The organism is Fluctibacter corallii, assembly GCF_025751585.1.
Taxonomy (GTDB): Bacteria; Pseudomonadota; Gammaproteobacteria; order Enterobacterales; family Alteromonadaceae; genus Fluctibacter_A; species Fluctibacter_A corallii.
In genome coordinates this window covers 222,289-245,983 of the sequence record NZ_JAOWKX010000008.1, presented here as the reverse complement: position 1 = coordinate 245,983, position 23,695 = coordinate 222,289, and the positions used below count along the sequence as shown (strand labels likewise).

Sequence of the window (23,695 nt, the reverse complement as noted above, 5' to 3'; positions counted from 1 at the left end):
TTTGGGAGGGCAGATTTAAGTCTCAAGCGTTATTGAATGAGCGGGCTGTACTGGCTTGCATGGCCTATGTAGATTTAAATCCCATTCGAGCTGGAATAGCAAGTACCCTTGAAAACTCCGACTACACGAGCATTAAAAGGCGATTACACTCAGCAAATCGATCACAAAGCTCTCAGATTATAGTGGATTTAAGAGATATATTTTTCACCAAGCATCAAAATTCTGTGGTTTGCTTACAGGACTATCTTCATGTGCTGGCGTTAACTGGTTTTAAAAGAGGCGATTTCCTCAATCATGAGGTTGACTTTTTGAAGACTCAAACTCCACTATTAACAAAAATGAATTTGTCGCGGACTTTGTGGAGTCAGTTATCTTCAAATTTCGAAGCGATGTTTAGGGGGCGCGTCGAGATACTTTGAAAATGATTCTTAAAACGACTCAGAAAACAGCGGCATGCGAGCCATAGCCAATTACGTTGACCGTGCTTTATTGATGGTTGAGTTAGGTAAGTAACGTTCTTTTTTCTTTGGTTTCAAAAGGTGGGTGTCTACTACCACGAGACCATCAATGCAGTTGTTAAAATCAGGATCAATGTTAAAACTTAGAAATTTTACGCCCTCTGGTTCACAGATTTCTGAGTACTGCTTATAGAGTGTTGGGACAGCTACTCCCATGTTAGCTAGTAGATGTTTTAAATTGGCGAAGTCTTCTTTGTAGTTTTTGCCTTCAAACATGAGGTGTAATTCTGGGGGAAGATGGTAGGGTGTCCTAGGACTAGCGATGTCAGATTCTCCGCCAAAATATATTTGATAAAACTGTATAAGTAGATCTTTAGCTGCTTTGGGATATGCATCACTCAAGCTAACTGGCCCGAACAAAAATCGATATTGTGGGTTATGGGATAGAAATGCACCAATACCGAACCACAAATAATCCAAACTACGTTTTCCCCAGTACTTTGGTTGTACAAAGCTGCGGCCGAGTTCCAGGCCATTCTCAAAGTAGACATCCATTTTGTCGCCGTATTGAAACAAACTGTTCGAATAGAGCCCCTCTAAGCCTTTAGATTCAATTAAGGCCTTTGCATCACCTAGTCGATAAGCACCAGCAATTTCTAGATCATCCCGATCCCACAGAAGTAAATGAAAATAATCGCTGTCATATTTATCAATATCTCTACGGCTATTGCTTCCCTCTCCGACTGCTCTAAATGCGATTTCTCGGAGCCTGCCTAGCTCACGCATTATGGGAGAGCTGCGGGTATGGCGATATAGATATATGATTTTTCCGTCAGCGGTTTCACCAAGTTTTTCACATTCTCTCTTGATAGCTTGACACAAAACTGCACGATCCTCTGGCAAAGCTACAGCTGATTGTGTTTGAAACACGCCTTTTTTACCTGCACCTATTCTGTATAAGTGTCGCTTAAATAAATTTATAATTTGCCCATGTGTTACTTTGGGGCGGTGAAAAGACTCATAGGGAATGAGTTCGCCTATTCGCATTGGAAGGTGTTTCTGTTTCTGTTTAAACATTTCTGTTACCAGAAGCATCGTAGCTAAGGGTTTATGAAGCATCGAAATGCCATAAAAAATAGGCGAGTTTTTTGCATCTATGTAAACTGGCAGAATAGGCGCTTTGGCTTGCTTTGCGATACGAAGAAATCCGCTTCGCCATTTAGTATCCCTTACTCCTTGTGGGCGTAGTCGTGACACCTCCCCAGAGGGAAATATAAGGAGTGCACCGTTGTCCTTCAAATGGTTCTGTATGGCTGTTAAATGATCCTTGGGCGTACCACCTTGCATATTATTTACTGGCAATAACATTTCATGTAGAGGCGATATAGTCATTAGCATATGATTGGCTACGACTTTTATGTCTCTCCTCACTTCGCTAATGAGCTTGATTAGCGCTAGCGCATCAAGTGAACCAATTGGGTGATTTGCAATGATTACAACGGAGCCTTGACTTGGAATTCTCTCTTTTTCAATATCACGAGCTGAATAGCTAATTTTAAAATATTCTAGTACCTGCTCAACAAAATCGAGACCTTGCACATTGGGGTAGGTGTCGCCAAATTCTTGGATTTCTTGCTCATGAAGTAAATGGCGTAGAACAAAACTGATGGACTTGAATAACCAAGGCTTTTTTTGAATGTGCGGATAATGCTTTGTGAGTACTTCATCTACAGTAAACATAGGTGTAGTTCTATTATGTTTAAACCCACCCTAAGTATAATTTTCTGTTGTGACGAATTGGTGCATATTTGATGTCGTTTTTATGACATCGCGATTTTTATTTGCGTAATCTCTGATTAAGAAACATCAAGCTGCTTTTTTATTTGGTATTTTTTCGAGTTGTATTTGTTTAGATTTAATACAGTCCCCAGATGAATGAGCGAAGTAGACTAAGTCTATGTTTCCTTTTTCATTTTCAACCAATGCAGAGCAACTCTCTATCCAGTCACCATCATTGTGGTACGCAATTCCATTTTCATTAGAAATTTCAGGGAAATGGATGTGTCCACATACAACGCCGTCAAGTTGAAGTTTTTTTGCGCGGTTACAACAGGCTGCTCTGTAACGAGAGATAGCTTTGTTTGCGCCTTTGATATGTTTCTTAAGGTATCCCGCCAAAGACCGATAAGGTAGTCCCTTCCATGTTCGAAAGCGGTTGTACCACCTATTTACAAATAGGAGTAGATCATACCCTTTATCTCCGATCCAAGCATGAAATTTTCCAAAGCAGACTTCCTCATCAAATTGATCTCCATGAAGAACCAATAATTTGCGTCCGTCAATTGTCGTGTGGATGTCTTCTCTTTTTACGTCAATATGACCGAATGCCATTCCATCATATTGTTGAAATGGAGCGTCATGGTTTCCTGGTAGATAGATCACCTTGCAGCCACTCTCAGACAGACTTAGTATCTTATGTAACACTTGGTTATGTGATTCGGGCCATCTAAATTGTTTGCTCATTGCCCACATATCAACAATATCACCAACAAGATAGAGTGTTCCGATTGTCGTTTGGTTGAGAAAGGTAAGTAAATAGTCTGCTTTACAGTCTTTACTACCTAAGTGAATGTCGGAAATCCATACCGTTTTATAGTATTTGTGCATGATACTCTCCTAATCCGGTAGCTTTAGTTTGAGAAGGCAGAGTGACATATTGATTAACGTTGTTTTAAGACTCAGTGAATGATTTATGGACAATTAATGACAATGTCACAAGCATTATGGATGCATTTTGCTAGGTACTCTTCTCTTTTTGGACACCCATCATTATCTCTTCAAAAGTTTATGAAAAATTACTCCAAAATTTTGATATTGCAGGCTAGTAGCCTGTGCCACACTATAAGATCGCCCAGTATCTGAGCGGGGGAAGCGGACAGGGGCTAATTGGGATAGTGGGTGTCTAAGATACTTTTTAACTAAAGCTAATTTAGGTGGGTGTCCACGTTGGAAAAAGCCAAACAAAGGATAGGTATCTAAGGTAGTCGGTCGAATTTTTTGATTAAACACTGACGTAAATAATAGGATTCGTAAAAGAAGTATCGAATTCAATATTTAGGGGAAGCGGGGCTGTAGTCAGCTCTTACAAAAAAAGCGCCATAAGGCGCTCTTTCTTTATTGCATTTCGTGCAAATTATAGCGCTTTGATTTGCGCAGCTAGACGGCTCTTGTGGCGTGCAGCTTTGTTTTTGTGGATAAGACCACGGCTTGCCATACGGTCAAGGATTGGCGTAGCAGCAGCAAAAGCAGTAGTTGCAGCTTCTTTGTCACCTGCAGCAATAGCAGCTACAGTTTTCTTAAGGTATGTACGCATCATTGAACGGCGGCTAGCGTTGTGCTGACGACGCTTCTCGGCCTGGATTGCACGTTTCTTAGCAGACTTAATGTTAGCCAAGGGAAACTCCTGAAAAAGATCTAGTCAAAATTAAGGGTGCGGATTGTGCCTTCACTGGGGCAATTTGTCAAACAATTTTGTCTGATTATTGTGCATATTTGCCCTTTAAAATAAAGTCTTTGCTTTCGATTTTGCCTTTGCTAATTTGAGAGGTGCATTATTAATCGCTAGGGAGATAGGAATCTATGTCATTGCTCGTAAAAGATATTATGACGACAAAGCTAGTTAAGTTAAATCAGGGCGCAACATTAGAAGATGCGCACCAAATTACGAGAGATAAAGGTATTCGCCACTTACCAGTGGTTGATCAGCTTACTGGTAAGTTGGTGGCAGTGGTTACGCAAAAGGCAATGATTGCCAAGGTAATGAGTGCATTAGCGCTATATGGCGGTAAGACATTGTCACAGCATGAAGCGCAGACGAGTATCATGGAAGTCGCAACGCACGACTACACAACGGTTAAAGAAAATGATTTGCTTAAGGACGTCGTAACCTTTTTTGTTGATAACAAACATGGGTGTCTACCTGTGGTTGATGAAGAAAATAGATTGTTAGGAATGGTTACATCCAGCGATTTTGTTAAGCTGGCGGCACAATTATTGAACGAAAAAGAATAGTGTTTAAATTTTTTCGATGAATAATGGAGAACCAATGAAGTTTTTACTATGAAAGGCGTAGCCATTTCTGGACGCTTCCCGATAGTTTCACGCATAATACTGACGTTTTTTCTTTGAGATAGGATAGGGTTTGTCCAGTAAATTGCTTAAGTCTGGGGTTATCGTTAGTGCGATGACATTCATCTCGCGCATTTTAGGGTTAGTACGAGATGTGGTTGTAGCTAATATCATGGGAGCCGGAGCCGCTGCTGATGTATTTTTCTTCGCTAATAAAATTCCCAACTTTTTACGCAGGCTATTCGCCGAAGGGGCTTTTGCTCAAGCTTTTATTCCTGTATTAGCTGAGGTTAAGGCTGAAGGGGAATTGAGCGACTTGCGAATGTTTATCGCTCGCACTGCTGGCACGCTTGGCGTAATTGTTACCCTAGTGACGCTCTTCGGCGTAATTTTTTCGCCAGTTATTGCCGCAATATTTGGCACTGGTTGGTTTTTGTCATATTTAGATAGTGATCCCGAGGGAGCGAAATTTGAGCTTGCCTCTCTCATGTTAAAAATTACGTTTCCCTATCTATTTTTCATTTCATTAACAGGGTTATCGGGTGCCATCCTAAATACATTAAACCGTTTTGCCGTTGCTGCGTTTACTCCGGTTTTGTTGAATATCTCAATTATTTCATGTGCCATTTATCTCTCTCCGCATTTTCAGCAACCCGCTTTTGCTTTGGCATGGGGCGTTTTTATTGGGGGGCTTGTGCAGCTGTTGTTCCAGGTACCATTTTTATACCGGGCAGGTGTGTTGGTGAAACCAACTTGGGCATGGCGAGATGAAAAAGTGACGAAAGTTAGAAAACTTATGGTGCCTGCGTTATTTGGCGTATCCGTTGGTCAATTAAATTTGTTGTTCGACACATTTATTGCAAGCTTTCTTGTAACGGGGTCTATCAGTTGGCTCTATTATTCTGATCGCCTATTAGAATTCCCATTAGGGCTCTTCGGTATCGCTATTGCAACGGTGATTCTTCCAACATTATCAGCAAACCACGTGAGCAAAGACAGCCATGCATTTGCCGGAAATATTGACTGGGCAGTTAAAATGGTGTGTTTGTTAGGTATTCCTGCAGCTGCTGGTTTGATGGTACTTGCTGAACCTATGCTACTTACTATTTTTAGTCATGGCGCCTTTACAGTCCAAGATGCAACGCTCTCTTCATATAGTTTGATCGCCTATGCATCCGGGCTTTTAAGTTTTATGTTGATAAAAGTGCTGGCCCCCGGCTTTTTCTCGCGCCAAGACATGAAGACTCCCGTAAAGTTTGGGATTTGGTGTATGGCTGCAAATATGGCGTTCAATCTGCTACTTGCGATTCCTTTTGGTTACGTAGGACTGGCCATTGCCACGGCGTTGTCGGCCACAATGAATGCGATCCTGCTATATACAAAACTTCATCAATTGGGGATTTACTCTGTAACGAGAGAGAGTGTATTTGCTATTAGCCGAATTGCTTTTGGAACGTTGTCGATGGTCGCCATAATCCTACTTTTTAAGCCACCCATGTCGGATTGGTATCTTTTTTCTTTACCTGAAAAAATATTATGGTTGTCCGGTTTGATTGGTATTGGTGCAACAACATTCTTTATTGCGTTGTTTGCAGTGGGGATGAGGCCAAGTCACCTAAAAGGATATCAAGCTAAGCGCTAGAGCGAGTTCATCGAAACTGAAAAGTGGTATATAGCGTATTGCAATAGAATACACATTAACCCTAGCGACGTTCGGTTGATTGACGAAGAATTTGTACCAGAAGCTCTTATCCCTCTTTTATTCACTGCATAGTTAGTTATAATCAGCGGTTTTACGAGCAGAATATGCGCGGTTGTTACATTTTGCATGTTAACCCGTAACGTGAGGAAGTGTTTACCACTCATATCATTGTGTTCGTGTTCGCAATATAGTCGACACATTGAGGGTTCTAGTGGAATTAATCCGCGGCTTACACAACATTCGCGATCGCCATTTTGGCACCGTCTTAACGATTGGAAAGTTCGATGGCGTGCACTTGGGTCATCAAGCTGTTATTGCTAATTTGGTAAGTAAAGCCAGAGAGCTGAAATTACCAGCAACTGTGATGGTGTTCGAGCCACAACCCGAAGAAGTTTTCGCGCCTGCGCGAGCACCTGCGCGATTGTCTCGCTTGAGAGATAAGTATTCTCAACTCAAAGAGTTGGGCGTTGATAGGTTATTGTGTGTGAAATTTGACACACGATTTTCCAACTTAAGTGCGGAATTTTTTGTCGAAGAGCTGCTGGTTAAAAAGCTTGGAATTAAATTTCTTGTCGTCGGTGATGACTTTAAATTTGGAAAAGGGCGTAGTGGCGATTTTGCCATGCTGGTCGAAGAAGGTAAAAAGTGCAACTTCGATGTGGTCAGCACCCAAAGTTTTCGCCTGAAGGCATGCAGAATAAGCTCTACAGCCATTCGTGAAGCACTTCATGGTGCAAAATCTCATACGGATTTTGAGGAGGCAGAGCACATGCTTGGGCGCCCCTTTGCCATTAATGGCAAAGTAGTTCATGGCGACAAGAAAGGGCGTACAATAGGTTTTCCTACTGCTAATGTATTGTTGAAACGGTGTAAAGCACCTGTCAGCGGTGTATTTGCAGTTTACGTTCTGGTTGAAGGTAAGCGCTTTAAAGGGGTGGCCAACATAGGTACACGACCAACGGTCAACGGTCAGCGCTCACAACTGGAAGTACACATTTTTGATTATTCGAATGTGATATATGGCACCTTTATTTCTGTTCAATTGGTGGCCAAACTCAGAGAAGAAGCGCGATTTGCGTCATTTGAGCAGTTAAAAGAACAGATTTTAAATGATGTTGAGCATGCAAAGCATGTTCTAGCAACGATTAAATAACGAAACAGCTAAAGCTGGTAATTGGATTTTATTATCAATGAGTGACTATAAACATACACTGAATTTGCCAGAGACAGAGTTTCCGATGCGCGGAAACCTTGCTCAACGCGAACCAAAAATGCTACAGCAATGGACCGAAAAAGAGCTGTATCAAAAGATTCGTGCCGCAAAGCAGGGAAAAACACCTTTTATTTTGCATGACGGCCCTCCCTATGCAAATGGTGACATTCACATTGGTCACGCAGTAAATAAGATTCTTAAAGACGTTATTGTTAAAGCAAAAACCTTGTCTGATTTCGACTCACCTTATGTACCGGGATGGGATTGCCATGGATTACCAATCGAACTGCAAGTAGAAAAGAAGGTAGGCAAGCCAGGTAAAAAAGTAACGGCAGCAGAGTTCAGACATAAATGCCGCGAGTACGCTCAAAAGCAAATCGATGGTCAAAAAGCCGACTTTATTCGTTTGGGGGTACTAGGTGACTGGGAAAACCCATACAAAACGATGGATTTCTCATCTGAGGCGAACATTATTCGTGCATTGGGGAGTATTGTTAAATCTGGGCATTTAGAAAAAGGTTTTAAACCCGTTCATTGGTGTACAGATTGTGGATCTGCTTTGGCTGAAGCTGAAGTGGAGTATCAAGATAAAACCTCCCCATCCATTGATGTACGTTTCAGCGCTGTCGATGGTGACGCGCTGGTAGAAAAGTTTAATCACCCTGAGGGGCATCCTGGCGAAGGCCCGGTCTCAGTTGTTATCTGGACGACCACGCCTTGGACCCTTCCAGCTAACCAAGCTGTGTGTGTCAGCCCAAAATTAGAATATGTACTTGTACAAGTGGAAGGTGAAAGCGGCAAAGAGCGACTGATTGTTGCGGCTGAGCTAATGAAAGCATGCATGGATCGCTTTGGCTTTGAGCACTATCACGCTTTGGGTCACTGTATCGGTGCAGACCTGGATTTAACGCAGTTGTCTCACCCATTCTATTCTCGTACGGTACCTATGATCCTTGGCGATCACGTTACTACTGATTCGGGTACGGGCTGTGTACATACTGCGCCAGGCCATGGTGTAGATGACTTTAACGTGGGCCAAAAGTACAAGTTAGAGGTGTACAACCCTGTGGGTGGTAACGGCGTTTACCTTGATTCAGTTGAGCAATTTGCTGGCACTCATGTGTTTAAAGCCAATGACGCTATCATCGAGGCATTAAAGTCTACAGGAACATTGGTGCATCATCATGCGTATGAGCATAGCTATCCGCATTGTTGGCGACATAAAACGCCTATTATCTTCCGTGCGACACCTCAATGGTTTGTAAGCATGGACAAAAATGGTTTGCGTGATGCTTCATTGAATGAAATCAAAAAAACGCAGTGGATACCTGAGTGGGGTGAGAGCCGCATTGCGAGTATGGTCGAAGGACGCCCTGACTGGTGTATTTCCCGTCAGCGTACTTGGGGTGTACCTATCGCACTGTTTGTTCACAAAGATACTGGTGACTTGCATCCTGAAACAGACACGCTAATTGAAAAAGTGGCTGAACGCGTAGAAAAGGAAGGTATTCAAGCGTGGTGGGACATCGACACTAAAGACATGCTCGGTGATGATGCTGCTACCTACGTAAAAGTGATGGATACACTTGACGTTTGGTTTGATTCTGGTGTGACTCATCACTTTGTTGTAGATTGTCGTAAAGATATTCCTGCATCAGCAGACTTGTACTTAGAGGGTTCGGATCAGCATCGTGGCTGGTTTATGTCATCACTTATGACATCGGTTGCAGAGAAAGGTCATGCCCCTTATAAGCAAGTATTGACTCACGGCTTCACGGTAGACGCCCAAGGCAAGAAAATGTCTAAGTCTTTGGGGAATGTGGTTGCACCTCAGCAAGTGATCAACAAACTAGGCGCCGATATTCTGCGCTTGTGGGTGGCATCGACGGATTATCGTAGTGAAATTGCTGTTTCAGACGAGATTTTGAAGCGTTCAGCCGATGCCTATCGTCGTATTCGTAATACAGCGCGTTTCTTGTTAGCTAATTTGAGTGGTTTTGACCCAGCAAAAGACCAAGTTGCATTCGATGATATGGTCGAACTAGACAAATGGGCAGTAGCGCGCGCGGCATCGTTCCAGCAAGATATTATCGCAGCTTATGAGAAATACGACTTGCTCGTGGCTTGCCAAAAAATGATGCAATTCTGCTCAATTGAAATGGGTAGCTTCTATTTGGATATTATTAAGGACCGTCAATATACGGCGAAAACCGATAGTCACGCTCGACGCTCATGCCAAACTGCGCTTTATCACATTGTTGAAGCGTTAGTTCGTTGGATGGCGCCGGTCATGAGTTTTACGGCTCAAGAAATATGGGAAGCTATGCCTGGCAACCGTGATGAGTTCGTCTTCACGGGAACGTGGTATGAAGGACTAAACAAGGCCAAGGAAGACGGTGATTTCGACAATGCATTTTGGCAGCAAGTCCTTGAAGTTAAAACGGAAGTAAACCGTTTGATCGAGTTGCAACGTAAAGAAGGAAATATCGGAGGCTCCCTAGAAGCGGAAATTACGGTTTACGCTAAAGAAGACATTGCCCAACAGTTGACCAAATTAAAAGACGAATTGAGATTCGTATTCATTACTTCTGCGGCTAATGTTGTTGTGGCAGATAATGCTCCAGCAGATGCGTCAGCCACAGACATTGAGGGTGTATGGTTATCAGTGAAGTCTTCAGAAGGGGAAAAGTGCGTTCGTTGCTGGCACCATCGCGAAGATGTAGGCAGTCATGCTGCTCACCCAGAGCTTTGTGGTAGATGTATTGACAATGTCGATGGTAAAGGTGAGCAACGCGAATATGCTTAATGCAATTAAAGGGTCTGGGTTGCGTTTTCTGTGGTTGGCGATTATTGCATTTATCGCCGACCAGTGGACAAAGCAAGCTGTAGTTGCGCACATTGAGTTGTATCAAGCGATTCAGGTTACGCCTTTTTTCAATTTAACTCATGTGCATAATTATGGCGCAGCGTTTAGTTTTCTAGCTGATGCTGGCGGTTGGCAGCGCTGGTTTTTTACCACAATCGCCGTTGTCGTGAGTGGATTATTATTGTGGTGGATGAAAGGTCTTAAACGCGATCAAGTGATGCTATCGGTTGCGTTTGCGCTCATATTGGGAGGCGCACTAGGTAATGTTTACGATCGGTTGGTATACGGATACGTTATTGACTTTTTAGACGTTTATTATCAGCAATGGCATTGGCCAGCGTTCAATATCGCAGATAGCGCGATATGTGTGGGCGCGGTTTTATTAATTATCGATATGTTTAAAAACGGCGATGAGAAAAACGCCTCGGTGCAAGAGCAGTAAAATGAGCAATGTGATTAACGAAAAGAGCGAAGTGCTAATGCATTTTGACTTGAAATTAGAAGATGGCTCGGCAGCAGATAGCACAAGAGTGCATAACAAACCTGCAAAGTTGGTTATGGGTGATGGGAGCTTAACTTCAAATTTCGAAGCATGCTTGCTTGGTCTAAAAGAGGGAGATAAGAAAGCGTTTACTCTGTCTGCGGATGATGCTTTCGGTCAACCCAATCCAGACAATATTCATCACATGGATCGCACTAGGTTTGATTCAGACACACCACTAGAGGCGGGAACGATTATCGCGTTTTCACAGCCTGATGGTTCGCAAGTTCCTGGTATCATCCGTGCTTGTGAAGGCGACTCAGTAACGGTTGACTTTAATCACCCATTGGCCGGACAAACAGTCATTTTTGATGTCGAAATTTTATCGGTAAGTAACTAGAGAACTGATGATGCAAATTCATTTAGCTAACCCTCGTGGTTTTTGTGCAGGCGTAGATCGTGCAATAACAATCGTTGAGCGAGCATTAGAAATGTTTTCTCCACCAATTTATGTTCGTCATGAAGTAGTACACAATAAGTTTGTAGTGGATGGACTGCGTAAACGTGGCGCTTGTTTCGTTGATGAGCTAAATGAAGTTCCAGACGACAGCATCGTCATTTTTTCAGCGCACGGCGTATCTCAGGCGGTAAGACAAGAAGCTGATGAACGAGGATTGAAAGTGTTTGACGCTACCTGTCCTCTCGTAACAAAAGTGCACATGGAGGTTATGCGTGCGAGCAAGTCAGGCACTGAGTGCGTGCTCATAGGGCATCAAGGTCATCCTGAAGTTGAAGGCACCATGGGACAATACGATAACCCCGCAGGCGGTATCTACTTGGTAGAGTCGGTGGATGATGTTTCTACATTAGAAGTGAAGGATCCGACAAAACTTTACTATTGTAGCCAGACAACACTTTCCGTTGATGATACCGCCGATGTGATTGATGCTTTGAGAGAAAAGTTTCCACATATTCAGGGGCCTCGAAAAGATGATATTTGCTACGCTACACAAAATCGACAAGACGCAGTGAGAGAGCTTGCTCAAGATTGTGATGTGGTGTTAGTTGTCGGTGCGCAAAATAGTAGTAACTCAAACCGTCTAAGAGAACTAGCGGAAAAAATCGGCGCCAAATCCTACCTTATTGCTGGGCAAGATTGCGTAAAGCCAGAGTGGTTTGAAGGGTGTGAGCATATTGGCATAACCGCTGGGGCCTCAGCGCCAGAAGTGTTGGTTAAAGCGGTGGTGGATAAACTGATTTCTTGGGGAGCTGTGAAGGCCACAGAAAGAGAAGGGCGTGAAGAGAATGTTCAATTTGCTGTTCCCAAAGAACTGCGTATTAAACAAGTAGGATAATTCAGTAAACGCTTGGTATTATAGTCACTGACATAAATTGTAAATAGCGCTACTTCTTGGTTTTCGCAGTGTATCTGCGTAAGCAATGAGTAGCGTTTTTTGTATAAAGAGAAGTACTTACAAACACGGCCTTCAAAAAGGCATTATGGTTTTGCACTTTTAGTTAGCAATACTCCACAGGAAGTGCGGTGGTGTACTTAATCTGCTCCATTGCAAAGCTAGATGTTACATCGGACAAGTCAATGCCTCCCACTAACTTCTTATAAAACAAATCAAATGCTTTCATATCTGGCACCAGAACTTTAAGCATATAATCGTATTCACCGCTCATACGATAAAATTCTAGTACCTCTTCCAAGTCAGATGCGTGTTGTGCAAATCTTGTCAACCACTGAGCATCATGTTTTGCAGCTTTCACTTGTACAAAAACAGTCATGCCGAGATTCATCGCATCGGGAGAAACTATGGCCACCCGTTTGCGCAAAACTCCGTTCTTCTCCAGTTGCTGTATACGGCGCCAACATGGTGTTGTAGACAATCCCACTAGCCCAGCAATTTCTGCCACCGGTAAAGTACAATCTTGTTGAAGAATACGAATAATTTCTTTGTCGAATCTATCAATTGGAATATTTTTCACATGCTTAATGCTTTATGGGAATTAGATTCTATTAAAGAACATGTTAAACAAAAATTAAAGAATTTAATTTTTATTTTTTCTGCCATGATTAATACATTAGTGAAATGAAGGCAGCAACATGCAACATCAACGTATTCATCATACTGAAGCTGGGCACATTTACGCAGATATTACAGAGACCATTGGCAATACACCTATGGTTCAACTGCAACGAATTGAGCAACTTTATAAATTGCATGCTCAGCTTATTGCAAAAGTAGAATATTTCAATCCAGCTGGCTCAATCAAAGACAGACCCGCAAAAGCAATGATTGATGCATTGATGATGTCGAAAAGCTTCAATAGCAAGACTGAAATTGTTGAGGCTACATCTGGTAATAATGGAGTTGCCTGTGCATGGTTGTGCGCGACTCGGGGTATTCCAATCACTATTTGTATTCCAGAGCATATGTCTATCGAGCGGAGAAAGCTGATGAAGTTGTATGGTGCAACGGTCATCACGACGCCGAGAGAGTTGGGTACCAAAGGAGCGATAGATAAAGCAAAGTCTTTGTTAGAGAGTCGCCCACATGCCGTTATGCTCGATCAATTTGCAAACAAAGCCAACCCAGATACTCACGCATTAACAACAGCGGAAGAAATTTGGCGCGACTCCGCGGGCCATATTGATGTGATGGTGGCGGGTGTAGGTACTGGTGGTACTCTAACGGGCATAGCGCGCTGCTTGAAGCAAAAGAACCCAAATCTGCATGTGGTTGCTGTAGAGCCTGCTTCTTGTCCTGTATTAAGTCAGGGTAAGGCTGGTGTACATAAAATTCAGGGGTTGAGTTCTGGACACGTTCCTGATGTTCTTGAAAAGCGATTAATAGATGAAATCATTACTGTATCTGATGAGGATGCGGTGTGTTTTGCTAGAACGTTAGCGCAAAAAGAAGGGCTTCCTGTTGGCATATCTTCGGGGGCGGCCGTTTCTGCCTCAATCACAGTCGGCAAACGGTTAAATATGCGAGGAAAAAGGATTGTCACTATTTTGGCTGACACTGCTGAGCGTTATTTTAGTACCGACTTATTTGAGGGATGTGATTAGCCAACCTAATTCCTGTCGGGTGCTCCTTGTCCTGTTTGGGAGTGCCCCTTTTTATTCTTTTAGTTTAGTTCCAATCCAGACACCCACTAGATTGCAAGGCGAAATAGAGGAAAACCTAGTCGGACACCCACCTAATTTAGACGAATGTATAGAACATGGGGAAGTCCACATAGCCTCACCGATATGGAGTGGGTGTCCACGAGGCTCACACGAGGGCTCCGATATGGAGTGGGTGTCCACGAGGCTCACTGTCTGACCATTGGGATTCTTCCAACTTCGGGTTGAATAACGTTAATGAGGTCTAAAAATGAAATGTTGCGCTAAGGAGATGTATTTTATAAATCCTAGTCGGACACCCACCTAATTTAGACGAATGTATAGAACATGGGGAAGTCCACATAGCCTCACCGATATGGAGTGGGTGTCCACGAGGCTCACTGTCTGACCATTGGGATTCTTCCAACTTCGGGTTGAATAACGTTAATGAGGTCTAAAAATGAAATGTTGCGCTAAGGAGATGTATTTTATTACTTTAAAAGCAATTAATTGTCAGTGCACCAACTACTGAAAGTGTTACCGTTTGCTAGCGCATTGTATTTATCTTGCATTGATTAAATGAGTTTCAATCTGCCTCTTTCCAGTGCCACCCGTTTGTTAATCTTAAATTGCATTGCATCCGCCCCCCTCACTTTTACCAACAACTCATCAACATTGCGCTTATCGCTTTCTGGTAACTGCTGGTAAGTGTCTAATACCCGCTGAAGTTTCCACTGAGAAAACGGCAATATCGCTCGCGAACCTTTTTGATGCCCTATTCTAAACCCATGCCTTCCAATTGAGCGGGGAACATCATGTTCATCAGGGTATGTGTTCGCCCATTCCTCTATTTCGATAACTGTATTGAGCAGAACCGGCCAATGTTCTTCAAATATGTTGGTCAAAATGGGGGTGAGGGTTTCTGGTATGTAATCATCAACTTCATCAGTCAAATTAGCAAGCGTTGTATTTTGCATGCGCTTGATCCAATCACACACGTTTGGCGCTATTTTTTCCATCATCGCTTTTGGCGCTGGATCAAAATACATATGGGCAAATAATGGCCCCATCAAACTAACATCAGCTAGAGTGGGTGTGTCTCCGAGTACAAAGTGAGACCTTTCAAAGTGAGCATTTAGATAGTGTAATACTGTGTTCTCAAACCATGACTCTATTGATGGAATCATGCGGTCAGTAATCCCAAGCGCAGGTACATATCCCTTAAAGCGCTGTGCGACTTTTTTACCCAAATACCCTCTGACAAAACTTGGCATATGAGGCGCAACTATACGCCCAAACTCTTGATATAAAAAAGGAAAATTATCTTTGTTCCAACGATAATGCATAGCAGGAATGATTAGCCATTCGTCAGCCCAAAGCTCGAATATTAAACTGATGATCTTTCGTTTAGGTAGCGTCGGAACTATTGCATTCTTCGCACTTTTTGTTTCTATTTCGTCAATGATTGTGGCAGTGTCTTGAAGAAATAGGTTGTCAGGTGTTTTAACCACTGGAATGAAGCGCGTGCCAGTTTTAGGAATAATAATATTCTTAAAGACTTTTAACGACGCGAATTCCTCGTTATAGGGAATATCTTTAACCTGAAAATAAGCACGAGCTTTACCCGTATACATTGAAAACGGTGTGCCGTATAACGTGTATTCTTCTGACATCCTGTGTAACTCAGTTAGTTGCGTGAGTATCTAAAAAATCGGTAAACGCGTTCATCATCATTGCATGCTTTGGATTTGCATGCGGCTTATCACACTTGTCAATTGAAATGATCTTTTCGCTGTCATAATCCATCAAAGATAATTGAGGTGCGTTGATAACCACATCAGCATGACAAACATCAAGGGATTCTTCAATTAAAAATGATTCTGAAACGCCTTGGTTGTAACCCAGTAACTTTTCAACGCCAGGCCATAGTGTCGCTTTGTCCGCGAGCGAGTGAGCAGCGAAAAGAGGTAATGAAAGAGGCTTGTCGTTGTTAATTAGGTTTCTGATATCTTTAATTAGACGAACAAGCTCGAAGGCAGCAGGCTTAGGAATTTGTTTGTATTTGTATGGATTGGGGCTGTCTGCATAATTGTCGTCAGCTAAAAGATTCAAAATCCAATGCATCCCCCAAATTGAACCTAAGCGCTCAATAGACGGAGAAAGCTGCAATGCGCCTGAAAATAGAACTAAACCATCTACTTCATCTGGATGAGAAAGGGCGTGAAACGTGGCTATTGCACCGCCAGTCGAGAATCCCCCTACCCACACTTCAGAGCCGATAGCGTTTGCAAACTCAATAATATCTGCTGCATGAGCCACCCACTGTTCTTTAAGTTTACTCGCTTTAATTGCATCATCTGCTGACTGAAGGCCGTGGCCTGGTGATAGCGCGGTAATCACGGTAAAACCTCTGCTATGCGCAAAAGGCGCGATAGATTTTAAATAAAACGGTGAATCGCTTAATCCGTGGAATAGCACCATTACTTTATTAGTTGGCTTTTGATGATGCAGTATGAACGGTGCATTGCCTGAGTTTCTGAGTTTATCTGAGCAAAGAGCGTATACCCAGTTTTCGTCTGTTGGGCATACCGTCATGGGTCCTAAGCTCGATTCATAGATTTCGTTAAATTTGTCTAGCCATGCACGCTCGGAAGCAAATGTGTTCTTGCAGAATAAGCCGATGAAAATAATAAAAAAAATGAGCCATCTCATCTTTTATAAACCTGTTTAGTGAAGAAGGGCTCACTATAGTCAGGAGAGTGTGTAAAAGCCAGCATGAGTTTTAATTTGAGTATTAATAATCAGGCTGACTTAGCTGCAATTATATTTTGTTTTTAAAGGGGGAGTGACTAAGAAAAATAGCTTTCTAGTTTGTCACTACCGCCAATATGTTTCCCGCCAATAAAAACTTGGGGCACTAAATCGCTTCCTGTGATTGCTTTAAGTGAAACTAATGATGCATCTTTACCCATCACAATCTCTTCATAAGAGAGGCCATTTTCTTTCAACAGACTCTTTGCTTTAGCGCAGAATGGGCATCCTGGTTTCGTGAAGACAGAGACTGGCTCAGGCGCTTTTGCTTCAGGTGCTAAATACTTTAACATGGTATCAGCATCTGACACCTCAAACGGATCCCCTTCCACATCGGGTTCAATAAACATCTTTTCAATCACACCATCTTTAACAAGCATAGAATAGCGCCAACTGCGATGGCCAAAACCCAGATCTGCCTTGTTGACCAACATGCCCATACCTTCAGTAAATTCGCCATTACCGTCTGGAATAAGTGTGATATTTTCCGCTTCTTGGTCAGAGGCCCAAGCATTCATAACAAATGTATCGTTAACTGACATACAAACAATATCGTCGACACCTTGCGCTTTAAAGGTACTGGCCAGTTGGTTAAAACGTGGAAGATGCGTCGATGAACAGGTAGGCGTAAAAGCACCGGGAAGAGAAAATACAATTACGGTTTTTCCGCTAAAAATATCATCACTAGATCTGACTTTCCAATCGTCACCCTCTCTGACTGGAAAACTAACAGAAGGCACGTGCTGTCCTTCAATATTTTTAAATCGGTTCGTATTAGACACTGATATATCTCCATGTTTTGTAACTGTTGTAACAAAGATAGCAGGTTTTAAAGTTGTTAAAATAGATTAATTTAGATTTATTTGATTATATTTTCAGATTAAAAGGGCGTAAGAAATAGTGAGGATAAGCCAGCTGAATATGATGTTGGCAAGCATTGTTTTGAAACTAGCTAAGGTACCTTCGAGAGAGTCAATAAAAATAACCTAGTAATAATCGCATAAGCACCACTAAGCTTGCTGCAACAGTTATGGTGAAGAAAAAGAGTCCTGATGATAGAAGGCGACTACCTTTAATTGTGTTAGGCCAGTCATCCAACAATTTCTTTCCTAATTTTCTTTTGATTAACGCAAATACAATGACGACAATGAGTGGTGCCAATATAAGTTCCCAGATCATAATTAATTGACTCTCGTTTGATTCTTATAAAATAGTTAGTCTGATAGACGTCGTTTAATATTATTGGTAACGCTTGTTATGCCTCCTCCTGCTAATCCTCCACCAATGGAAACTGCAGCGGAACTAAATCCTCGTACGGGGTTGAAAAATCCAGCAGCCATACCTGTTACTGTTCCTGCCGCAATATCCCAACCACTTGCACTGTTGCCACCACCAATAATTGATCCGTAAAAACCTCCTATACCTCCAGCGACGGCGCCTGCAATATTCGCTGCGACGCCACCAGATACAGCGTGAAGCTCGTCAATTGAGAGTTCAGATTTAATGATTCCTTTCATTCTCTTTTCCTTTTGTAAAACAGGTTCTGATGTTTACATGATTTTTGATTTTCGTTAACTGTCCTATGGTCGGTTTTTATGATTTGGCGCGACCTTTATACATTTGAATGGCGACATATCATTATTCAACGTTTTCAGGCCTGAGGCGCAGTGGGTGTCCAGACAATGTTTTATTGGGTGATAGTCCAAACAAAAAGCGCAATAGGTTTATTCGTCTGATTAGCTGAAAAGCTGCGGCACTCACACATAATACAAGTAAGACAATAACAAAGGCTTCTGCTAGCGGCGGTAGAGTGAATGGAGCAAGCCATACGGCAAATAAGATAATGAGCGTTTGATGCAAGATATAAATAGGCAAAACGGACTCATTGCAAATGGCTAGATAGCGGTGCGGCTTGTTTAAATAGTAGGCCGCGGCACCGATAGCGGTGCATATCCATGCCCATGTATTGAGTGTTGAATTAAAGTAATACAGCGCTCTGACTGTCAAATGACTGTCGTATAATGAGGCCAGCGTGGAAAAGTAGCCGTGCTTATCCATGATGCCAAAGCTGAAGGTGCAGCAGGCTATCATAAAACAGCGTTTCCAATAAACCTCTAATAAAAACCAAGTCGTTTTATGCGACACAAGCATGAAACCGCATAGCAGCATCAAAAAATAGCGAGCGTGATTGTACCAATCATCCAGTAACGCGTTTGTCACTTCAAACTGGCTTCTCAATGAGGCTTTCACCAGAAAAAGCAGCAAAAAGGCGGCTAATAACAAATAGACAGGAGAAAGATGGCGAAACCAATTCGAGGAACAGACTCGTGTCAGTAGCGGACTAAACAAAATATAAATAAACGTATAGACGAGCAAGTACGCCAAATACCAAAGATGATTCCATGTGATTAGCCCCAGAACCGACTGCTTGTGAGGGGCGAGTGCTGTATTAATATCTATGTAGTGAAGATAGAAATCCACATAGTCTTGTGAGTAATGTATAGAGGATTTCAGTTCATAATAGAGTTGCGGTGGCACGATAACTAACATACCAAAAATGAGTGGTATCCCTAAGCGCTTCCATCGAATGCGAATTAACGAAACATTGTCATATTTAGGCTGAATTAGCGCCAATGTCATGCCTGATATGAAAAAAAGTAACGACATTCGCCACGGATTAACCAGTAACATCAGATCTTGTAAAAATTCACTTTGATTACTGCTTTTTAAGTGCCATTCCCAATCTGCAACGTAATACATCCCTAAGTGATAAAAAATAAGCACGCCTAATGCGATAATACGCAGCCAATCTACGTCATATCGTCGTGTATTTTCAGTTGATAGCATATTTAGTCTCCATGTATAGTTTCTCTATACAATGCACCTCACATGGGGCTATTAACATCGCTAAATGGCTATGCGGCAAGGGAGAGGGACAAGTGGTGAGTAGTGGGGATGAATGATTTAAAGCAGCAAACTGATTTAAGGCGCTTTGAGAGGTTTGAGGCGCATCGTTATCAATATATTGCGCTTTGGATTTTCTTATTCGTGTTTGTTAATAATTCGATTCAAGCAACGTCTGCATGGTTAGAATTGACAAGAGAAACAGACTTTCCTGATGTGCGTATGTGGGAACCATTTGTATGGGAATACAGTAGTGCCTTCGCCTTTTTTATACTTACGCCTTTCTTATTTTTTTGGTTTTCTTACTGTCCTATTCGTGCTGAGAAGTTGGGTCAACAGCTGGTATACCATCTTGTCGCCACCATTATTTTTTCAATAAGCCATGTCTTTTTAATGGTAATAATGAGAGAAGGCGCATATTTACTGGCTGGTGGAGACTATCAGTTCGGTCATATTGGCCGAGAGTTTTTCTATGAGTACCGCAAAGATGCGTGGTCTTATTGCTTTTGGTTAGCCGTGTTCCATTTGTATCAGTTTATTTATAGCCGCTTGAAAGGCGAGGCTCAGATTATCTCAACACAGTCGCAAACTAAGGCTGCGTCCGACCCCAAGGGGGACATTGAGCATTTACTTGTAAAAAAAATTGATAAAGAATTCCTTGTTCTGGTAAAAGAAATTGAATGGCTTGAGTCAGCGGGAAATTATGTCAACTTACATTCTCAAGGGCGAATTTATCCCCTTCGTACCACTATGGCGAAATTGGTGAAACAATTGCAACATCACGGTTTTTCTCGCTCTCATCGCTCTTTCGCAGTAAATAAGCACTTCATAGATTTAATAAAAAGCGAAAATGGCGGGGATGCCACAATACGTATGAAAAATGGTACTTACGTACCATTATCTAGACGTTACAAAGACGATTTCAAGCGTAGCATTGACGGGCTTATAGGTACGGACACTGAGTGTTAAAGGCAATGTCGCGTGTAATGTGAGTAAAAATGCTGATAATATTTTAGGTAATAAAATTCGGTGTGTTTTTTTGCTTAATTACATGTGTGCCAGAGGCAGCAAACGGCCATCAATATAACAAAAAGTAAGCGAACCTTTCACTTAGGTAGCAAGCAGGCAGAGGATGAGCACAAATATTTCTTCAGATGTCTCCCAAGCTAACGAACGAGATAGCGCAGGGGTTTTGTACGCGAACAATGCAGGAAGTTTGCTTGGAAACTTTTGTGGTGCTCTCGCTATGGTTTTCGGCTTTCCTGATCAACAAAATCAAGACTTCAAGTTTTTTTGGCTGCTAATTTTTGTATGCTTGTTAACATTGAGGGCGTCAGATTTTCTTTATTGGCGATTTCGCCTTAAGCGGGCAAATTATGATGGTATAGGTGCCACTAATCGCTTTATCGCAGGCTGCGTTGCTTCAGGCGCTATGTGGAGCCTATATGGTATTGCCATGTTTGACCGATTCGAAACATTTGAATTCGCTACACTCTGTGTGATTATTACCAGCCTCGCAGGCGGGGCCGCATCTATACTTTCTGGCCACAGAGTTGCTGCATCATTGTATGTCAGTGTGATGGTATTCCCGCTATCTATTTTTGCGCTCTTGTCTGAGTACGAATATCGCCAATTAATTGGTGGGCTGGGCATACTTTATGGGTGTGTTATGTTGTATTCAGCCAGAAAAGCTTCCACCTTAACCAGTTCAACCATTCAGCTAAAAAATGACAATGCGCAACTTGTTGACCTGATGCACAAGGAGCAATGTAAGTTAAATCAATTAAATCGTGAATTAAGTCAAACTAACCAAAAACTGAACGATACACAGAACTCGCTTGAATCTGAAGTAAGACGGCGAACTGAACGAATCGCAGAATTATCAAGTTTAGATCCCTTAACGCATATCTACAATCGCTCTGCATTTACTGAACAACTAAAGATGTTATTTGGTAAAGGTTCTGAGCAGGGATTTTCTCTTGCTTTACTCTTTATTGACCTAAATGGTTTTAAGAAGATAAACGATACATTAGGCCATAAAATTGGTGATTTGGTGTTAAGTGAGGTCGCTAAGCGTATTGGCGCATTTGCGAATGATTACCATGCTGGCCGTTGGGGGGGAGACGAATTTTTAGTCGCATTACCCTACGCAGACAAGGATACGGCAATATCGGTTGCCACTGCGCTTCAAACACGTATTGCTCAACCTTTAGATGTCCTCTCGAACAGGCTGGACATTAGCGCCTCAATTGGTATTGCAATGTATCCGGAGCACTCTGTTAGTGAACTAGAACTGATTCAGTTTGCAGATTTTGCTATGTTCGAACAGAAGAAGGCAATGAACCCTCAGCCTCGGGTATTTGACCAAACATTGATTCAAGAATTGAAAGAAGCGCAAGATATGCGCGATGGCCTCCAATCTGCTATTTCAAACAAATCACTCTTTCTATGTTATCAACCGATAATTAGTGCAAAAAATGGTAACGCCGTGGCGTTTGAAGCGCTGTTGCGTTGGCGTTTTTCTGACAAACTTGTGCCGCCTACGGTATTTATCCCATTAGCTGAACAATCTGGTTTGATTAAAGAAATTGGCTCTTGGGTGCTTCATCGCGCTTGCATTGATGCAAGTCAGTGGCAGGATCATTGCGACGCATCCGTGTCTGTGAATGTATCGGTTATGCAGCTGTTGGATGACACTTTTATTAATGATTTGGATAAAGCGCTTCTGACCAGTGGCCTTGCACCAGACAAATTGCATCTAGAAATAACCGAATCTATGTTTGCGGATAATAAAAAGAAAGTGGTAGAGCAGCTAGATGCAATTAAACAACGAGGTGTTGAGGTGTCTATCGATGACTTCGGCACGGGCTATTCCTCCCTAAGTCAATTACAAAACCTTAGTTTTGATACAATCAAAATCGATCGCACCTTTGTTGCTAATATTAAGCAGGGGGGGGAGGCGATCATCCGTGCCACGATTTTTATAGCCAGTGAATTTGGATGCCGCATTGTTGCAGAAGGGGTGGAAACGGAAGAGGATGCCGCCTTGTTGCGAGAATTGGGCGTAGAATACCTTCAAGGCTATCTATACTCCAAGCCCGTTGAGAAAGAGTTTTTGCCCCCTTGGTTTGGCGATGGTATAGATCTTCAACGAAAACTTGGGTGACGGGAAGCGATAACAATGGCAAATATCCAGTATGTATTTTTTGACAGAAAATAGATACATGTGTAGAGACCGATGTTCCTTGCCTTTTTCCCTAGAATATTAGTTCAAATTACCTGACATTACAGGCAAAATAGCGCACTTTTCAACGTTGACACGGCATAGTGACGACGCGCTAATTTTGCGCATTGAATTCAATGTGCACGTATAATGGGGTTACGATGGCACAACTATACTTCTATTACTCGGCAATGAATGCGGGTAAATCAACAGCATTATTACAATCGGCTTATAACTACCAAGAGCGCGGAATGCGGGCGGAAATCTTCACCGCCGCACTTGATGATCGTTTTGGACGTGGCGTGGTTGCGTCGCGTATTGGGCTTAAGGCTGAGGCGCACCTTTACACAGAAACGTCTGATATGTTGAGTGAAATAGAGGCGCTGGCCGCGCAAGGAAAAATTGACTGTATTTTTATAGATGAAGCCCAATTCTTGACCAAACATCAAGTTAAGCAGTTAACCAAGGTGGTGGATGATATGAACATCCCTGTATTAGCTTACGGCTTAAGAACAGACTTTCTCGGCGAAACCTTTGAAGGAAGTCACTATTTATTAGCCTGGGCTGACAAAATGGTTGAGCTGAAAACTGTGTGCCATTGTGGTCGTAAGGCAAATTTTGTTGTACGTCGCGACGGCGAGGGTAATGTCGTGACAGAAGGCGCGCAGGTTCAAGTAGGCGGAAATGATAGCTACGAATCTATGTGCAGAAAACACTTCACGGAACTGGTTTGGTAACCCAATTTTGAATCGATGGACAAGAATTGATAGCGAAGGGTAACAACGCTATCAATT

The 23,695-nt window shown here is 42.4% G+C and carries 20 protein-coding genes and 1 pseudogene; 12 read left to right on the top strand and 9 right to left on the bottom strand.

Annotation, left to right across the window (positions count from 1 at the left end; all coding sequences use genetic code 11):
- Positions 1–419 (top strand): annotated as a pseudogene (locus tag OE749_RS15685) (transposase); the annotation flags it as partial.
- Positions 420–470: 51 nt separating this feature from the next.
- Here the strand turns inward: OE749_RS15685 and OE749_RS15680 are convergent.
- From OE749_RS15680 to rpsT, 3 genes are all read right to left on the bottom strand, one after another.
- Positions 471–2,198: a lysophospholipid acyltransferase family protein gene (locus OE749_RS15680; protein ID WP_263713418.1), complete on the bottom strand. Its 1,728-nt coding sequence runs from the start codon at positions 2,196–2,198 to the stop codon at positions 471–473.
- A gap of 126 nt (positions 2,199–2,324) precedes the next feature.
- Positions 2,325–3,128, bottom strand: a complete 804-nt coding sequence (locus OE749_RS15675) for a UDP-2,3-diacylglucosamine diphosphatase (protein WP_404828191.1) — start codon at positions 3,126–3,128, stop codon at positions 2,325–2,327.
- A 523-nt stretch (positions 3,129–3,651) separates the two neighbouring features.
- Positions 3,652–3,912, bottom strand: a complete 261-nt coding sequence (gene rpsT / locus OE749_RS15670; protein WP_263713416.1) for a 30S ribosomal protein S20 — start codon at positions 3,910–3,912, stop codon at positions 3,652–3,654.
- Positions 3,913–4,097: 185 nt separating this feature from the next.
- Between rpsT and OE749_RS15665 the strand changes: the two genes are divergently transcribed.
- The 7 genes from OE749_RS15665 to ispH all read left to right on the top strand — a co-directional run bounded on the left by OE749_RS15665 (position 4,098) and on the right by ispH (position 12,203).
- On the top strand, positions 4,098–4,529 hold the full coding sequence (locus OE749_RS15665; protein ID WP_263713415.1) for a CBS domain-containing protein: 432 nt from the start codon (positions 4,098–4,100) through the stop codon (positions 4,527–4,529).
- A gap of 130 nt (positions 4,530–4,659) precedes the next feature.
- On the top strand, positions 4,660–6,228 hold the full coding sequence (gene murJ, locus OE749_RS15660) for a murein biosynthesis integral membrane protein MurJ (RefSeq protein ID WP_263713414.1): 1,569 nt from the start codon (positions 4,660–4,662) through the stop codon (positions 6,226–6,228).
- 271 nt (positions 6,229–6,499) lie between these two features.
- Positions 6,500–7,441: a bifunctional riboflavin kinase/FAD synthetase gene (gene ribF / locus OE749_RS15655; protein ID WP_263713413.1), complete on the top strand. Its 942-nt coding sequence runs from the start codon at positions 6,500–6,502 to the stop codon at positions 7,439–7,441.
- 37 nt (positions 7,442–7,478) lie between these two features.
- Complete coding sequence (gene ileS / locus OE749_RS15650; protein ID WP_263713412.1) at positions 7,479–10,307, top strand: isoleucine--tRNA ligase; 2,829 nt, start codon at positions 7,479–7,481, stop codon at positions 10,305–10,307.
- Positions 10,300–10,809, top strand: a complete 510-nt coding sequence (lspA, locus tag OE749_RS15645) for a signal peptidase II (RefSeq protein WP_263713411.1) — start codon at positions 10,300–10,302, stop codon at positions 10,807–10,809. The genes ileS and lspA overlap by 8 nt, the downstream gene beginning before the upstream one ends.
- 1 nt (position 10,810) lies before the next feature.
- Positions 10,811–11,248 (top strand): FKBP-type peptidyl-prolyl cis-trans isomerase, encoded by a 438-nt coding sequence (gene fkpB, locus OE749_RS15640; RefSeq protein WP_263713410.1) that lies wholly within the window; start codon positions 10,811–10,813, stop codon positions 11,246–11,248.
- Positions 11,249–11,258: 10 nt separating this feature from the next.
- On the top strand, positions 11,259–12,203 hold the full coding sequence (gene ispH, locus OE749_RS15635; RefSeq protein WP_263713426.1) for a 4-hydroxy-3-methylbut-2-enyl diphosphate reductase: 945 nt from the start codon (positions 11,259–11,261) through the stop codon (positions 12,201–12,203).
- Positions 12,204–12,366: 163 nt separating this feature from the next.
- On the opposite strand, the gene OE749_RS15630 is transcribed toward ispH, so the two are convergent.
- On the bottom strand, positions 12,367–12,825 hold the full coding sequence (locus tag OE749_RS15630; protein WP_263713425.1) for an Lrp/AsnC family transcriptional regulator: 459 nt from the start codon (positions 12,823–12,825) through the stop codon (positions 12,367–12,369).
- Between the two features lie 133 nt (positions 12,826–12,958).
- Here OE749_RS15630 and cysK point away from each other — a divergent pair, with 133 nt between their 5' ends.
- The gene (cysK, locus tag OE749_RS15625; RefSeq protein ID WP_263713409.1) at positions 12,959–13,927 is read left to right on the top strand and encodes a cysteine synthase A; all 969 of its coding nucleotides are present in this window, start codon (positions 12,959–12,961) and stop codon (positions 13,925–13,927) included.
- Between the two features lie 611 nt (positions 13,928–14,538).
- Here cysK and OE749_RS15620 read toward each other — a convergent pair.
- The 5 genes from OE749_RS15620 to OE749_RS15600 form a co-directional block, all read right to left on the bottom strand.
- A complete protein-coding gene (locus tag OE749_RS15620; protein ID WP_263713408.1) occupies positions 14,539–15,636 on the bottom strand; it encodes a glutathione S-transferase family protein in 1,098 nt (365 codons plus the stop codon).
- Positions 15,637–15,646: 10 nt separating this feature from the next.
- Positions 15,647–16,675 (bottom strand): alpha/beta hydrolase, encoded by a 1,029-nt coding sequence (locus OE749_RS15615; RefSeq protein WP_263713407.1) that lies wholly within the window; start codon positions 16,673–16,675, stop codon positions 15,647–15,649.
- Positions 16,676–16,812: 137 nt separating this feature from the next.
- On the bottom strand, positions 16,813–17,556 hold the full coding sequence (locus tag OE749_RS15610; RefSeq protein WP_263713406.1) for a glutathione peroxidase: 744 nt from the start codon (positions 17,554–17,556) through the stop codon (positions 16,813–16,815).
- Between the two features lie 432 nt (positions 17,557–17,988).
- Positions 17,989–18,291: a hypothetical protein gene (locus OE749_RS15605; protein ID WP_263713405.1), complete on the bottom strand. Its 303-nt coding sequence runs from the start codon at positions 18,289–18,291 to the stop codon at positions 17,989–17,991.
- Positions 18,292–18,412: 121 nt separating this feature from the next.
- Positions 18,413–19,621: an acyltransferase family protein gene (locus OE749_RS15600; RefSeq protein WP_263713404.1), complete on the bottom strand. Its 1,209-nt coding sequence runs from the start codon at positions 19,619–19,621 to the stop codon at positions 18,413–18,415.
- Between the two features lie 108 nt (positions 19,622–19,729).
- Between OE749_RS15600 and OE749_RS15595 the strand changes: the two genes are divergently transcribed.
- The 3 genes from OE749_RS15595 to OE749_RS15585 all read left to right on the top strand — a co-directional run bounded on the left by OE749_RS15595 (position 19,730) and on the right by OE749_RS15585 (position 23,638).
- Positions 19,730–20,647: a LytR/AlgR family response regulator transcription factor gene (locus OE749_RS15595; protein ID WP_263713403.1), complete on the top strand. Its 918-nt coding sequence runs from the start codon at positions 19,730–19,732 to the stop codon at positions 20,645–20,647.
- A gap of 163 nt (positions 20,648–20,810) precedes the next feature.
- Positions 20,811–22,844, top strand: coding sequence for a putative bifunctional diguanylate cyclase/phosphodiesterase (locus OE749_RS15590; RefSeq protein ID WP_263713402.1), 2,034 nt, complete (start codon positions 20,811–20,813; stop codon positions 22,842–22,844).
- 218 nt (positions 22,845–23,062) lie between these two features.
- Positions 23,063–23,638, top strand: coding sequence for a thymidine kinase (locus OE749_RS15585; RefSeq protein WP_263713401.1), 576 nt, complete (start codon positions 23,063–23,065; stop codon positions 23,636–23,638).
- Positions 23,639–23,695: the final 57 nt, after the last annotated feature.

Bases quoted from the DNA above. Each gene is read 5' to 3' on its own strand.
- OE749_RS15680 (WP_263713418.1), bottom strand. From the start codon at position 2,198: ATGTTTACTGTAGATGAAGTACTCACAAAGCATTATCCGCACATTCAA.
- OE749_RS15665 (WP_263713415.1), top strand. From the start codon at position 4,098: ATGTCATTGCTCGTAAAAGATATTATGACGACAAAGCTAGTTAAGTTA.
- ileS (WP_263713412.1), top strand. From the start codon at position 7,479: ATGAGTGACTATAAACATACACTGAATTTGCCAGAGACAGAGTTTCCG.
- lspA (WP_263713411.1), top strand. From the start codon at position 10,300: ATGCTTAATGCAATTAAAGGGTCTGGGTTGCGTTTTCTGTGGTTGGCG.
- fkpB (WP_263713410.1), top strand. From the start codon at position 10,811: ATGAGCAATGTGATTAACGAAAAGAGCGAAGTGCTAATGCATTTTGAC.
- ispH (WP_263713426.1), top strand. From the start codon at position 11,259: ATGCAAATTCATTTAGCTAACCCTCGTGGTTTTTGTGCAGGCGTAGAT.
- cysK (WP_263713409.1), top strand. From the start codon at position 12,959: ATGCAACATCAACGTATTCATCATACTGAAGCTGGGCACATTTACGCA.
- OE749_RS15620 (WP_263713408.1), bottom strand. From the start codon at position 15,636: ATGTCAGAAGAATACACGTTATACGGCACACCGTTTTCAATGTATACG.
- OE749_RS15615 (WP_263713407.1), bottom strand. From the start codon at position 16,675: ATGAGATGGCTCATTTTTTTTATTATTTTCATCGGCTTATTCTGCAAG.
- OE749_RS15605 (WP_263713405.1), bottom strand. From the start codon at position 18,291: ATGAAAGGAATCATTAAATCTGAACTCTCAATTGACGAGCTTCACGCT.
- OE749_RS15600 (WP_263713404.1), bottom strand. From the start codon at position 19,621: ATGCTATCAACTGAAAATACACGACGATATGACGTAGATTGGCTGCGT.
- OE749_RS15595 (WP_263713403.1), top strand. From the start codon at position 19,730: ATGAATGATTTAAAGCAGCAAACTGATTTAAGGCGCTTTGAGAGGTTT.
- OE749_RS15590 (WP_263713402.1), top strand. From the start codon at position 20,811: ATGAGCACAAATATTTCTTCAGATGTCTCCCAAGCTAACGAACGAGAT.
- OE749_RS15585 (WP_263713401.1), top strand. From the start codon at position 23,063: ATGGCACAACTATACTTCTATTACTCGGCAATGAATGCGGGTAAATCA.